This window comes from Psychrobacter sp. Arc9 (genome assembly GCF_041431295.1).
Taxonomy (GTDB): domain Bacteria; phylum Pseudomonadota; class Gammaproteobacteria; order Pseudomonadales; family Moraxellaceae; genus Psychrobacter.
Map to the genome: position 1 here is coordinate 90,252 of NZ_JASMRK010000001.1, position 15,563 is coordinate 105,814.

Annotated in this window: 9 protein-coding genes; 3 read left to right on the plus strand and 6 right to left on the minus strand. The window is 44.3% G+C overall.

Annotated elements, in window-relative coordinates; genetic code table 11:
- Positions 1–14 precede the first annotated feature (14 nt).
- The 4 genes from QO187_RS00370 to QO187_RS00385 all read right to left on the minus strand — a co-directional run bounded on the left by QO187_RS00370 (position 15) and on the right by QO187_RS00385 (position 6,745).
- A complete protein-coding gene (locus tag QO187_RS00370; protein ID WP_101204793.1) occupies positions 15–986 on the minus strand; it encodes an XdhC family protein in 972 nt (323 codons plus the stop codon).
- Positions 979–3,552, minus strand: coding sequence for a xanthine dehydrogenase molybdopterin binding subunit (gene xdhB / locus QO187_RS00375; RefSeq protein WP_101204792.1), 2,574 nt, complete (start codon positions 3,550–3,552; stop codon positions 979–981). Before xdhB ends, QO187_RS00370 begins: the two co-directional genes overlap by 8 nt.
- Positions 3,553–3,647: 95 nt before the next feature.
- Complete coding sequence (locus QO187_RS00380; RefSeq protein WP_101204791.1) at positions 3,648–5,354, minus strand: xanthine dehydrogenase small subunit; 1,707 nt, start codon at positions 5,352–5,354, stop codon at positions 3,648–3,650.
- Positions 5,355–6,127: 773 nt separating this feature from the next.
- Positions 6,128–6,745 carry a flavodoxin family protein gene (locus QO187_RS00385; protein ID WP_101204790.1) on the minus strand — a complete coding sequence of 206 codons (618 nt, stop codon included), beginning with the start codon at positions 6,743–6,745 and terminating at the stop codon, positions 6,128–6,130.
- Positions 6,746–7,548: 803 nt separating this feature from the next.
- Here QO187_RS00385 and QO187_RS00390 point away from each other — a divergent pair.
- Complete coding sequence (locus QO187_RS00390; RefSeq protein ID WP_134292150.1) at positions 7,549–8,802, plus strand: YeeE/YedE family protein; 1,254 nt, start codon at positions 7,549–7,551, stop codon at positions 8,800–8,802.
- A 234-nt stretch (positions 8,803–9,036) separates the two neighbouring features.
- Here the strand turns inward: QO187_RS00390 and QO187_RS00395 are convergent, their stop codons facing one another.
- Positions 9,037–9,915 carry a polyphenol oxidase family protein gene (locus QO187_RS00395; RefSeq protein ID WP_134292149.1) on the minus strand — a complete coding sequence of 293 codons (879 nt, stop codon included), beginning with the start codon at positions 9,913–9,915 and terminating at the stop codon, positions 9,037–9,039.
- Positions 9,916–9,955: 40 nt separating this feature from the next.
- Positions 9,956–11,191 carry an RluA family pseudouridine synthase gene (locus tag QO187_RS00400; RefSeq protein WP_227543644.1) on the minus strand — a complete coding sequence of 412 codons (1,236 nt, stop codon included), beginning with the start codon at positions 11,189–11,191 and terminating at the stop codon, positions 9,956–9,958.
- Positions 11,192–11,941: 750 nt separating this feature from the next.
- On the opposite strand from QO187_RS00400, the gene QO187_RS00405 reads away from it, so the two are divergent.
- Together QO187_RS00405 and QO187_RS00410 are read left to right on the plus strand one after the other, a co-directional pair.
- Positions 11,942–13,123 carry an outer membrane protein assembly factor BamD gene (locus QO187_RS00405; protein ID WP_160022955.1) on the plus strand — a complete coding sequence of 394 codons (1,182 nt, stop codon included), beginning with the start codon at positions 11,942–11,944 and terminating at the stop codon, positions 13,121–13,123.
- Between the two features lie 139 nt (positions 13,124–13,262).
- Positions 13,263–15,446, plus strand: a complete 2,184-nt coding sequence (locus QO187_RS00410; protein WP_371546615.1) for a DNA primase — start codon at positions 13,263–13,265, stop codon at positions 15,444–15,446.
- The last annotated feature ends 117 nt before the right edge of the window (positions 15,447–15,563 follow it).

The following is a 15,563-nucleotide window of genomic DNA, read 5'->3' on the forward strand; positions in this document are numbered from 1 at the left end:
ATGAAGGGAACCGTTCAAGAAATAGCTTGATGATACTGTTGTAGGAGCTGTGCCACGATAGAAACCGCCACCGCCATCGGCTCTTTTCCGCCAATTTTCAATCCAATTGGCATAACCAACTGATTGACCAGTTGCTCACTGTAGCCACGCTGCATCAAACGATCTCTAAAACGCTTGGCTTTGGTTGCCGAGGCAATGCAACCTATGTAAGGTGTCAAAGTATCTGAACATTGTTCCTCAGACGAGCTAGTATCAGAAATAGTATCTAATGCCGCCCGTACTAACTCAAAATCAACACTATGGTCATGAGTCATAACCAGAATAAAACGCTGACCACCCTGCTCGATAAATGGGCGCACAAAATCTACAGGCTCATCATCGATATGCGGACGGATATGCACTGGTAAGTTATAAAGTGTGGATGGATTAGTAGTAGATTCATCAACTAAGTACCGCTTAAACATCTCTGGGCGACTGTCCACCCAATCTACCTGACAAGGTAGCTCAGCGAGGATGGTCATTAGCGCTGATGCTACATGCCCTGCACCAAACACTAGTACTGACATCGGCGGCGTTACATTGAAGCATTCGAACATAACAGTTACGCTACCACCGCAACACTGTGCCAACTTTGCACCTAGCGGGTAGTGCTTGGTGTAGACAGCATCACGGCGCACCGCTTTAGAGGATACTGACGTACTGTCATCATTAGTTTCAGCAACTTTGGGTTTGACTTCTTTTGATACCGTTGCCGCTATTTCACCGTTCAGTAGTTGCCGTGCCGTGTTGATAACATCGTGCTCTAGGCCGCCGCCGCCCAGCGTATCTACGATGCCATCTTGCGTGACGATCATCTTTGCCTGGAGCGCTCGAGGCGCAGATCCATTTACGGCTACGACCGTCGCCAACACGTGAGCGATACCTCGCTGCTGATATCGCGCTAGACCTTCGTACCAGACGGCTGGCGGTGCTAACGACTCATTCACTGTGCGCAGGACCTCTTGCCCCTGCTACATTTGGATGTTCTATCGCGTTAGGCTGGTCATCAGTTTGTTTGCCTTCGACTTCTTTTGGATCGATGTCTTTAGCATGACGTACGTCTTGCGGCATTGCCTTCTCGTTGTATAGGTCACTGTTCTCTTCTGCGCCTTTTACTAAACTATCAACCGTATCTGTATCTACTTTAGTTGTTAAATCCCACGATGTGCCTTGCATGCGCATCACTGCTTTTAAGACCGCTTCTGGCGTCGCAGGCATGGTCAGCTCTGGATTCTTTTTATAATCACCAAGGCTCGCGACTGCATTATTAAGGGCACACCAAACACTGGCTGCCAACATAAACGGCGGCTCTCCAACGGCTTTAGAGTTATAGATAGTTTGTTCTTCGTTTTTACGATCGTACAATTTGACATTCCACTGCTTAGGCAAGTCATGCGCGGTTGGAATTTTATAATTAGCAGGACTATCAGATGCGAGCTTACCTTTATCATTCCAGATCAGCTCTTCTGCCGTGAGCCAACCCATACCTTGCACAAAACCCCCTTCAATTTGCCCAATATCAATGGCAGGGTTAATCGATTGTCCTGCATCATGTAACAAATCACAGCGTAGTACTTTGTACTCGCCCGTCAAGGTATCAATCTCAACCTCAGCACAGGCTGCACCCAAGGCAAAGTAGAAGAACGGACGTCCCCATGCTTTAGAGCGATCGTAAAATATCTTCGGCGTTTTATAGTAGCCAGTGGACGATAGACTGATACGGTTTTGGTACGATAGTTGAATCATCTCAGCAAAAGTCAGCGTTTCTTTATCGCCAATATAGACATGATTTTTTTCAAAACGTATGTCTTCTTGCGCTACGTCGAAATGCTCAGCAGCAAATTCAAGTATGCGAGCTTTAATGCTTAGACAAGCATTTTGCGCTGCCTTGCCATTAATGTCTGTACCTGATGACGCGGCAGTTGGTGAGGTATTAGGTACTTTGTCGGTACGCGTCGCTGATACTTTGACTGTATCCAGATCAACGTCAAATTCATTGGCAACAATTTGGGCGATTTTAATATATAGCCCTTGCCCCATCTCCGTACCGCCGTGATTGAGGTGGATACTGCCATCAGTATAAATATGTACCAATGCACCTGCCTGATTAAGCGTCTGCACCGTAAATGAAATACCGAATTTTACTGGCGTTAGAGCAAGACCCAAGCGTTTGTCACTGCCTTCAGCGGCAGCTTTTTGATTGGCTTCTAGGATTTGCTGACGGCGATTGTCATAATCGCAATCGTCTGCCAACTTAGTCATGATGGTCGCTAAATCAAAATGCTCAATCGTCTGACCGTAATGGGTACTTTGACCATCTTGATATAAGTTTGCTAAGCGCACTTGTAATGGATCTTGCCCTAGCGTATAGGCAATATGGTCCATCATATACTCAGCAGTCATTAGACCTTGCGGACCACCAAACCCTCGATAGGCAGTATTGGATACGGTATGCGTTTTGCAGCGATGACCTGCTACATGAGCAGCTGGATAATAATAGGCATTATCACAATGGAACATTGCTCTATCGACAATAGCATCAGACAAATCTGGCGCGTAACCACACAAACCAGCCAGTTGCATATCAACGCCCAATATACGACCAGACTTGTCTAAGCCGACTTTGTAACGATTGGCAAACTCATGACGCTTACCCGTCACCACCATGTCATCCTGACGATCTAGACGCATACTGACAGGGACATTATGGCGTTTGGCGATGATACCGCATAGACACGCCCAAGCAGCGGCTTGCGTTTCTTTACCACCAAACCCACCACCCATACGGCGCACGACTGTGTTTACCGCATGAAATGGTAAATCCGTCACTTCGGCGACCAGCTGTTGTACTTCGCTTGGATGCTGCGATGACGTGTACACCTCTAACCCGCCATCATCACAAGGCACCACATAAGACACTTGGCCTTCGAGATAAAAGTGCTCTTGCCCGCGCATATGAATATGACCTTCAATGCGAATCGGTGCGTTCTCAAGTGCAGTCGCCGCGTCACCACGCTTCATAAAATGACTCGGACGCACAAACAACTCTTGCTCTAGCGCTTTATCAATACTAAGTACTGCTGGCAATGGCTCATACTCCACCACTGCCTTGGTAGCCGCTTTTTTGGCAGCGCGATGACTGCTCGCTACTACTACAAATAACGTCTGACCCACATACTCTGTGATGTCATCCACCATCAGTGGCTCACCGTCGAACACCGCACCGATATCCGTCTGCGCAGGCAAATCTTTAAAACTTAAGACATCTACCACCCCATCCGCATCTCTAACAGCGCTCAAGTCCATACTCAATACACGTGCGTGAGCGTGGCTACTTTTACCTACTGCCAGATGTAGCGTGCCTTGCGGTTTTGCAATATCATCCACATAAGTCGCCGTCCCCATGACATGGCTAATCGCACTATCATGCTTAGCCGAGGTACCAATTTTGTTTTTTGGCGGACGCACGCGGCGGATACTATAACTGTCAAATAAAGACGAATGATGGCTCATGGCGGATCTCTTTTATTAGGACGCTTTTATTAATGCTCTTTTATTCTTGGCAAATATAACGATAAGGCGGTATTAGCAATTTACAACTCTGCTAATTAAGCAGTCTCAGTCTGTCTACCTGCTACCAATTGCTTACCGCACTTCACCAGTAGACGCTGTACCACATGTGAGCGATATTCACGGCTGGCTCTGACATCGGTCATAGGCGTAACGTCTGCAGACAAGACTTGTGCTGCTTGCTCAAAACTCGCAACTTCAGCCGCTTGCTCAACGAGCGCTTGCTGACAGGTTGTAGCTAATAACGGTATGGCAGCCATGCCACCAAGCCCAAGCTTTGCATTCTCTATCGTCATGCCATCTGCTGATACATCGATTCGCGCAGCCAATAGACACGCTGAAATATCATCTTCGTAGCGTTTGCTAATTTTATGAATAAATAAGTGTTGATTGTCATGCATCAGAGGAATATGAATAGCGACTACGTAACTGCCTGCTTGCAGTTTGGTCTTTTTATAATCTAAGAAAAATTCTGATAAAGGTATGATCTCATCCGTATAAATCTCATTGCTATTATCTGATTCTTTACGATTAGGCGCGCAATGACGCAGATGAATTGACGCATCTAACGCCAATAAAATCGGTGGTAAATCACCAATTGGAGAAGCGTTGGCTATATTACCGCCGATGGTACCCATATTACGGATTTGCGGAGAGGCAATACGCTCAAATACTTGAGCAAAGCTTGGGAAATACTGCTTAAGCACAGGCAACATCTGCTGATAGCTCATGCCAGCACCTAGTATTAGTATTTGGCTAGGAGCTTGCTCGTTATTCGAGTCTTCATTGCTTGGGTCAGACTTTGCGTCAAATAATGACCATGACTTTAATGCCTCGACAGCTGAAAGCTGGATAATGACCTCGTGATCAACCAAATATTGGGTTACACTCAGTCCCAAATCCGTACCACCTGCCCAAATCGTAGCCTGTGGATTGGCCGCTAATACTTGATTAAGTTCATCTAGTGACTTGGGCATATATAACTGTCGCCCAGCATCATTAAGTGCAGGTGCAATATCATTCGACTCTGCATTGTTTAATTTAGTTTCAGCTGGCACATGTTCAGAGACTATCGACTCTTTTGTACTTGCCATAGCATCTGTTGTGAGACTGATCGTCAAGTCTTTCACCGCCGACTGCTCTGCTTCTCTCTGCTGACCGATATCGCTCATCAGTAGGCCCGCCTCGATAATCGGACGATAACCTGTACAGCGGCATAAGTTGCCAGATATTGATGCAACCACTTCATCGTAACTTAATTGCTTGGCATCGTTCTGACTTGCTGCTTCTGGACTTGTCTGCATACGATTGTTTTCGTAAACGCAAGCCAGCGACATCACAAACCCAGGCGTGCAAAAACCGCACTGCGACCCGTGATATTCAACCATCGCTTGCTGCGCTGGATGCAGCAGAGCACGTTCTGGATGATGCTCAGGATTATCTGCCAAATAAGAAGCCGTCATCAGATGATGACCATCCATGAGCGACACTAGCGTAATGCAAGAGTTAATCGTATAGAACGGTGGCGTAGCATTTTTTTCGTCGCCATTTTCATCACTAAGCGCTGGCTGGCTAGCATTAGGCAGGCGCTGAACCATCACAGTACAGGCACCACAATCACCACTACCACAACCTTCCTTCGTATCCGTTTGGCCTTCATGCAATCGTAGATACTCAAGCACCGTCGTATTAGGGTTAAGCTGGGTTAGCTCGTGGCGTTTCCCATTTAAGTAAAAACTAATCATAGCAAGACTCGGCTAAAATAAAATAATGAAGATAAGCATAAGGCTTAAAGAATTTGATGGCTCAAATGCTGAACGTAAGCACTTGGTTTGTATCTTGCTAACACATTCTTAAGAGATAAAAAAATCAGCACAACGCACTTTTTTATATCAAGTAAGCTGGTTGCAAATATGAGCATTCATCGAACAAATTTGTTAGAAAACTCGTACTATAGGATACTTGACTATTTGGTCAGCTTTCAACATATTATCACTATTCTTATTTATAACACAACCCGTTAAAATGCCTATAGGTACTATCAAACAGTTGGCTAATTTTATATATAGCGAGTAAAGCTGAGCGTTAGATAAGCCATATTACAAACAGCGAGATAGCCTGCGTAAGAACAGTACCGAATACATATATCTCCTTTAAACTGCTATCAGCAGCTGATTTTTATATATAATGTCTGCAAATAAGCCTGACTCTACACTACTATTATTACTAATGATGATTAGTCGTGATATATCGTTGGGCTGAAATCGTTTTTGAGATATTACTATGAAGTCATTTGCCTTTACCTATTTGCTAGTAGCAACGATGCTACTAGGAGGTTGTCAATCATTTCAATTCGTTGACAGTCCTATCCCCGTGAAGCCCGCCCCTACTAAGCTTATTGCTCAATAAAAGCCTAGCGCTTGATCGCACTTATCGCTCAATAAAAATTGGCACAAAAAAAGCAGACATCAATAATGTCTGCTTTTTTATTCGATCGCTCTGTCGGTTCTAGCTGTTTTTATAGCTTAGCATCAGCTGGTTGATGCTTAATAATCGTTTTGGCCAGATGATCACCAAACCAAATAGCAGTATCAATATCGCCCGAACCTGGTGTCTCTTCAGGTGGACCATCAAGCGATTGAGTCATTAAACCCAAAAAGCTAGACAGACGGTTTAAGTCATGAGCTTCATGACCTGTTGGCATCAATGGCAGACCAATCCAATTCATACCATGTTGCATCGCATATAGAGAAATCTGCTGCAATACAGCAAGTTTATCACCGCTCAGACCGCCCGAATTGGCAAACGCTGCTGCCCACTTGCCTTCCCATTTACGATGATACCAACGCTTGGATGTCTCATCCATAAAGGTCTTAAACTCAGCCGTCACACTGCCCATATACACTGCGCTACCAAAAACCAGCAAATCTGCCTGATCTAAATAATCCCAATCAACATCATACACATCGACAGCCTTGGCTTGCGCGGCTGGCAATTGCTGATGCGCACCTTGTACTATCGCCTCAGCGACACGCTTGGTATGACCATAATTACTATGGAAGATAACAGCGATTGAGACATTAGGCGTGTTATCAGTAGATGTAGAGGTGTTAGACGATTTAGCAGGTGTATTCATACGTACTCTAATAATAAATAATTGGTTGAATAGTAAAACTTACAAAATATTGGATACTTAGCCACAATCGATAGTTAGTGGCCTCACTTTCACAATAAATGCTTATCGATAGCTCAAGCTCTTAAGCTTTCAGGCGATACAATAGAATCGAGCCGAGCAACGTTTCTTTGAGTCAATTTAACTGGTAAAAACATCAATAATGATAGAGCAATCGCATAGTCTTTAACTGCACTGTCTTTAATTACATAGTCTCTATACGTCAGCGTATACATACCAGTATATATGCGACGACCTTCATTGAATTCAAGCCCATTGTATCAGACGTATTTTTGTTTTTAAGTTATTTATTAAAGTCTGGCTAATCAGATCACATATACTTTTAATATATTTTGTATAAATGGGTCAGTCGCGTTAACTGATAATGTGACACAAACAAATTCCTGATACCTAATAAACCTATAATTATCAGCACTATAGATAACTATTGATAACTATTGATAACTATTGATAACTATTGATAACTATTGATAACTATTGATAACTATTGATAACTATTGATATAAGGTCATATACACAGCGGTTTATTTATTCCATATCATCATATACTAATTCTACTTTTTCTAACCACTTCGTATTTACATTAATGACAATAGGATTATGATGTAGCGCTTCTTACTGCTAAACCAAATCAATCGAATTAACAGCCGTACAGTTTCCAATTCTGCAAACCTGCGCAACTATACTCATATAAATTCTTATAAAAATGATATCTGATAACATCATCGGATAAGGAAGCTATTACCTTGACTACTCTCGTTCAACCTGTAAACGACACAAAAGATCCTATCGTCAGAGATGAGCTGGCCTTAAATGCACCGCAAAAACCCTTGACTATGGGTGGTGGCATCGTAGGATTGATAGTGCTCGCGTATCTATTAGCCACTCAACATATCTCTCAATCATTGCTACTTGGGATAGGTCTTTTGTTAGGCTATACCCTTTTTCATGCCCGCTTTGGCTTTACCTCTGCTTTTAGACGTATGATGTCAGTGGGCAACGGTCAGGCGATGCGCTCACACATGCTAATGTTGGCAGTGGCTGTTACGCTATTTGCGCCAATCCTTGCTTATGGCACGACGCTATTTGGCGGTCCTGTCGCAGGTTATGTCGCGCCATTAGGGGTCAGTCTAGTCGTAGGCGCATTTGTATTTGGTATCGGCATGCAACTTGGTGGCGGCTGTGCCTCTGGTACGCTCTATGCAGTAGGCGGTGGACGCTCTGTTATGTTCATCACCTTTATTTTCTTCATAGTGGGTGCCACGATTGGTGCTTATCACTTGCCATTCTGGACAGAAGAGATGCCCGCTTATGCACCTTTCTCTTTGGCAACTTCTACAGGTCTTGGATATACAGGGGCATGGCTGGTGTCGCTAGCCATATTCGGCATTATCGCATGGGTAACATTAGTCGTTGAGAAAAAAAGAAACGCACCAAAGATGGCACCCGTACCTTCTGAGTCTGGCTGGAAACGAATCTTCCGTGGTTCTTGGCCGCTATTTGCTGCCGCAATCGTTCTGGCTTTACTTAACGGTCTGACATTACTTACACGTGGTCAACCGTGGGGCATTACCTCGGCATTTACATTATGGGGCTCTAAAATTGCAAGCGGCTTTGGCATGAATGTGGCAAGCTGGGGCTATTGGCAAGGTGCTAATGCAGCAGCGCTTGAGGCCTCTATCTTTGCTGACTCAACCACTGTATTGAATATTGGCATCATCATTGGCGCGTTTATCGCCTCTGCTGCTGGTGGTTTGTTTAAGTTTACTAAAATTACTGCAGGTAACTTTGCAGCGTCAGTCATTGGCGGATTGATGATGGGATATGGCGCACGTCTCGCGTTCGGTTGTAATATCGGTGCTTACTTTGGTGGTATCGCTTCTTTTAGCCTACATGGTTATATCTGGGGCATACTGGCAATGGCAGGTACGTTCTTGGCACTGTATTTACGTCCTCTATTTGGCCTATCAGTGCCGAAATCTAGCGACTCCGTTTGTTAATACAAATTTCGTGTTAATACAGACCTTGTATTAATACAAATGTAGCACTCAAATAAAAAACAGCAGAATAATCTGCTGTTTTTTTATTGTTTATCACTTTGTTTCCACTACTCATTATTATATAGTTAAAGAAATCTAAAACAGCTACAAGGCAGCCGACCGTAGATTGTACATATAGTACCTCTAGGAAGGGTAACACCGTAGCGGTTTAGTAGTTCGCTGACTATAAAGCTGCTAACAACGAACGATGACTAGTGCCATCCGACCCGTGGCAGGCTGGTGCATATGAGTCTGACGGCGATACGAGTAATAGTGAGTATTTGCGTAACTACAGTCAACAGGCAAGTCATTCACAACTATAGCACCGGCAGCTTCTAACTGCATGGCAGCAAGCTTCGGTAAATCCAGCTTTATTTTGTCATCATAAGACGATATAGAAAATAGCGACACAAAGTTATCGATATGGGCCTCTGGCAACGTCTGATTGGCTATACACCCAGCCAATAGCTTATCGCGAACGTCTGTATTTACTTCATAGTTTTCCTGACTGATACACACTCCTATCCAAGCTTGTATAGGGCCTGAATCAGTAAAGCGGTTGACAGTCTCTTGTATCACACCACAGGCCAATCCTTGCCAGCCTGCATGAATCGCTGCGATTTTGCCACTGGTAGGTTGATATAAGACAATCGGTACACAGTCTGCCGTCATGATTGCCAGACCGCGACCGCTTTGTTGACTGACCATCGCATCAGCAGACATTGGCGCCATATTCAACGTAGTAGCATCGACATCATGAATACGTTTACCATGAACCTGACTGACCCAATGTAAGCGATTAATAGCCACATGCTGCTCGTTCTGTGCAGACTTACCTGTCAGCTGCTCATTGATAGCAGCCAATAGACTCATGCGGTTATCTAATACTTGCAGTGCATTATCATTGACATGAAGGCCTAAATTCAGCTCGCCATAATTTGACTGACCCTCAAACCCTGTACGCTGGTTTTTAGCAGCAGAGTCATCAATATCATCATGCGCAAAAGCAGCTGTCTGAAAAACAGCCACATCATCAATTTGCGCAATCATTGTCATTGGGAACGTGTTCGTCATGGCTGCTCGCTCTCACCTCTCATCTAGTAAATGTTAGCGTTTACTCTTCATAATAACCGTCGCTTAGTACGGCCATCAGTTTTTGCATATCTTCAGGTAGTGGCGTCGTGACTTCAATGTCCTCACCTGTCGTCGGATGCACAAATCCTAACGTATAGGCATGCAATGCTTGGCGCGGGAAATTATTAATAGCTTGGCGCTGAGCCTCTGTCAATCCAGAGCGCAACTGACGACGTCCACCATAGACACGATCACCGACTAATGGATAAGTAATATGACTTAGATGCACACGAATTTGATGCGTACGTCCAGTCTCAAGCCCCACATCTAGTAGACAGTAGTTTTCGTTCAATGGCGTGACATTTAGTAGATGCGTTACCGCTTCGCGGCCAGCGGTCATCACCGTCATTTTAGTACGCTGATTGCGATGTCGGCCAATCGGCGCATCGATACGACGATGACGAGATAAGCTTGCTTGGTCCCCTGCTACGACACATTTATAGTGACGATAAACAGACTTGTCTTTTAGTTGTTCCATCAGTGCCATCTGAGCAGGTTTGGTTTTGCCAATCAATAGCAATCCAGAGGTGTCTTTATCAATACGGTGTACGAGACCTGCACGCGGTAAATGATGCTGCTGAGGATAATGATATAGCAATGCATTGACCAAGGTGCCGTTTTGATTACCCGCGCCTGGATGAACCACCATACCGACAGGTTTATTGATTACTAATACGTCGTCGTCTTCATAGACAACATCGATATCTATGTTTTCTGGCTGGTCTTCACCATGCTGCTGTAACGTCGTTGATAGATGCAATACGTCATCTGCTTTGACACGGACTTTCGGTTTTTGGACACTGCCGTTATAGAGCAGACTACCGTCAGTAATCCAGTTCTGTAATTGTACACGCGAAAAGTCTGAAAACGCTTGTGAGGCGACCTTATCAATACGCAGACCAGCTTGATCTTCTGTGACTACATGCGTCATATCTACAATCACTGGTACAGCTTGTCCCGCTACTGGGACTTCATCGTCGTCACCATCCATATCGCTGTCATCAATATCATTATCATCAATGTCGCTATCGTTCAGATCATTACCATCATCGATGAGCAACTCTTCATTATCAAGAGCATCATCATGCACTTGCTCACTCATCATTGGTTGATTATCAGGTAGCTCATTATTGTTCAAAACTTCATTTGGCATTGGTGACTCTTGTGCTGATGAATCAGTATCTAGCGATTGATTCGGTGATAAATTGGTAGTCATGGCATCATTATTCATAGCGGATTGATACATGGAAAAGTCCCTAACAGTGTTTTGTGAGGTGACTTCGAAGATAGTATTATAAATAGCAGTATAAAAAATTGTCGTTTTTTGATTATCGTCATTTACCTATAAATAGCAGATAACAATCTTCAAGGTACAAAAAAGCGGAGACAATATCGCTCTAGTGTATCATGTCACACGCATAAGCCCTATAGAAGCTGCATGCTATCTGATAATTTTTGAGCATACCTTTGGGCTGTAAGATGCATCGCTTAACTCTCTAGAACATGACATTGCTGTAATTTACTGTATATTTACTCATGCTAGCGACATTCGATATCGCTCGTGACAGCCGCTCATGTTAAACTGCCTATACAATATAGATGGCGAAAAAATAGACGTAGCAAATGTTATTCTATAAAGTATAGCCATGTTTTGCTGTATGCTATGGCACTGTATGCGAATGCCGTATTTAGATACAGTATAAAAATAGCATTGGGTTTTGTTGATCGTATTTGCCATTTAAACCGTTTGATTATGGTTAAATGCATGTGGTCTATGACAGACTTACTATACAAGCGCTATGTATCGAACCCAATCTATCAGTACAATACGTCATAACAAAAACTGCATTCGATAAAAAATTTTTGCTGGTGGATCGCTGACTATTTAGCGTCGTTTTTTATCACTAACCTTTTATATAGCATGATAGCGCCGCTGCTATTATGCGTCTTGTGTCGGAGAAGAAGTATGCAAGCTGTTGGCAATACGTTTATCAAACTGTCCTCAATAACCCTACTGGCGCTTAGCGTCAATCTGGTAGGTTGCCAGACTTTCAAAAATCTAACTGGCGCCAAAGATGGCGAGGCAGTAGAAACAGCTGAAAAATCAGAGCAAGGGTATTATAAGGAGGCCGTCAATCAGATTGACAAAGGTCACTATATCCAAGGTATCGAAGAGCTGACCAATCTGCGTACATTCTACCCAACCGGACAGTACGCTGAGCAAGCTTTGCTTGATATGATGTATGCACAATACGAAGGCGACAAGTATGAGATGGCGGCAGCAAGTGCTGAGCAGTTTATCCGTCTCTACCCGTCTAACCCACAAGTCAGCTACGCCTACTATGTGCGCGGCGTTGCCAATATGGAAGGTTCATCTGAAAGCCTAAAGCTCTTTAAACTGAACCAAGCTGAGCGTGATACCGCGTATTTGCGTATTGCCTTTGCCAACTTCCAAGAGCTTATCAATAAATATCCAAACAGCCCGTATGCACCAGATGCCGCTCAGCGTATGACGTTCATCTATAACCAGTTTGCTGAGAGCGAAATGAGTGCAGCCAATTGGTATATCGAGCGTGAAGCTTATGTAGCAGCGGTTAACCGTGCCAAGTGGGTATTCCAGTATTACCCGCTAAGTGAGTCAACCCCAGATGCTCTTGCGGTATTAGCTTATAGCCATGAAAAACTTGGTCTAACCGATTTGGCCAATGAATACAAAACACTGTTGCAGATCAACTATCCAGAAATGCTAACCAGTAATGGTAGTGTGAAATTAAGCACCAAACGTGACCGTACTTGGCTCAATAAGATTACCTTTGGCAAGCTTGGTCGTTCGAACACGACTGACAAATCAGTCGCGTCTGGCGAGTATAACGGCGCCACCAAGACACAAATGATTCGTAATGCAGCCCAGTTGAGACTAGCAGGGACTAACACGACGCCTGCCAATACTTCAGTCGCCAATAATGCTGCTGCGCGTAATGGTATTAGCGTAGGCTTAGGTCTGCCTGAAGCGTCAGCTGAGCGCGTGACCAGCCAATCAAGTACTGGCTCAACTGCAAGAGAAGCCAACGTCGATCCACTAAATACCAATCCGACACGTCGCACTACACTAAATGACGACAGTGTGAATGATATGGATAATAATTGATTACGTTAAGTCTTTTAGCCTAACTAACACAGTCTGTATTCATTGATAATAAGGTCAACATTATGTTGGCCTTATTTTTCTAGCAGCACCTTATTACCTCTGCCCCAACATAATCGACCTATGGTAAACTGTTTTTTGTATGAGCATTCCTAACCATATTCTTGAACAACTAAATAGCCAAGCTGACCTGATCAGCATCATTGGCAAACACACCACGCTTAAACGGGCTGGTAGTGAATATAAAGGCTGCTGCCCTTTTCATGGTGAAAAATCGCCTTCCTTTTATGTCAATCCACAAAAAAACATCTATCACTGCTTTGGCTGTAGCGTCGGTGGCAATGCCATCAGTTTTTTGCGTGATTATGAAAATTTGACATTTATTGAAGCTGTTAATGAACTATCAAAGCAAACAGGCATTGAAGTACCCAAAGAAGAACAGCAAAACGTTAGTTATCAACGTCGCGCACCCAAACCTATTGCACCGCCGCCTGTGCACAATGTACCTAACCCAACTGTAGAACATAGCAAAGTAAATCAAGATGGTGCACATAAAGACAGTCATCAAAACAATGTCGCCCAAAGCGACCAAAACTACATCGACCAGCCCATTTATGATGACAATCAAGGCTACGAGAATTTTCCACCGTTAGACGTTTATGATTCAGCGCCCTATTCGATGGACTCGTATTCCTCAGAGCCGTATACGCCAAACCATGCAGATGATAGTGGCTATCCACCAGCTTGGCTGACAGATACCGATACTAGCGCTGGTATGCAGGACGCTCATGGTATTGACCAAAACGATGATAAAGATGGCAATCTATATGAGCTGCTAGAGCAAATCCAGCAGTTTTATCAGCACAATCTGACCACGCATCCCCATGCCAAGCACTACTTTTTATCACGCGGTATCACCGAAGACATCTTTGAGACCTTTGGTCTGGGCTATGCGCCATTTGGTTGGCAGCATCTTGAGCATCAATTTCCGCAGGATATTGATGGTCTAAAAGCCTTAGGATTGGTACGTCAATCAGAGTCTGGCCGCGACTACGATCTATTGCGCGACCGAGTCATCTTCCCAATTCGTGATAACCAAGGCCGCACTATTGGTTTTGGCGGTCGAGCGCTCGATGACGAAGTAAAACCTAAATATATCAACTCCTCAGACTCGCCCGTCTTTCATAAGCAGCACGTACTATACGGCTATTATGAATCGCGTCAGCAGCGCGCAGACAGCTGGCTGGTGGTCGAAGGCTATATGGATGTGATCGCCCTTTATCAAGCGGGTATCTATGGGGCAATCGCCTCGATGGGCACAGCGATTAATGAAAGCCAAATATCGCGGTTACTGACACTCAATCCAACGCTTACTTTGAGCTTTGATGGGGATAGTGCAGGCCAAAAAGCCGCTTGGCGTACACTTGAAGTTGCACTGCCTGTATTGGCCGATGATAAAGAACTGCGGTTTTTAACCCTGCCGAACAATCATGATCCTGATACTTTTATTAAGAGTCAGGGCAGCGATGCCATGCGTGAGCAAATCGCTAATGCCATGCCGCTATCACAGTATATTTTTGCGTATTTGAGTGAGCGTTATGACATGAGTCTGGCTGAAGGCAAAGCCAAGCTCATGTCCCAAGTACGCTCGTTGACGACCGCCTTACCCAAAGGCAGTAGCTTTCGCTATTTGCTCAACAATGACGTTTATCAAAAGCTTGGCGGTAGGCGCAGTCAGAATGTCGAGGCCAAAGATGCGCTGCTAGATTTTGATGGTGATATGACCATCAGTCAGCAATTGCAGCTGTGCTTTTTGTTTCAGCCGCGCGCGTTAATCGACGACCCTATTGAGTCGATTTGGCAACAGTCAGGGATTAATGGCTTACACCTACCTGCTCATATCAAACAAAAAGCATCACCTGATACACTGCGTCCGCTTGCGTGGGAAGACTTGCAAGATGCTGCTCTGCTAGACATCGTAAGCACTATCAAGCGCTGTCTTAATTACCTACCAAAAGACGTCAATGCAGCGGCGCATTTTATCTTATCAAACGTAAGACCTGCGACTCAAGATATGCTTAGCCGTAATTGGGGCGGCTTCTACAAAGCGCTAACTGCGCGCAATATTTTGGGGCTTGATGGCTTAATCGAAGAGCTAGTCAGCCAGCTGCTTGATCGCAACATGAAGAAAAAAATACAAGAGCTGATACAGAACCCAGATCATATTAAGCTTGCGATCGTTCGTAAACAAACCCAATTATTAAATGATTGGCTACGGGCACAGCAGGCAGAGCAATCGGCACAGATGGTCACTGTGCAGTCTTAATGTTTAATTTCAAATGTCGACCCTTTAAAAGTCTAGCAGCTGCCCCCACTACTAATGATTATGCCCAGTAGCATGAGTCGCTCCCAAATCATTTAGCTGATGACAAATAATCAGTAA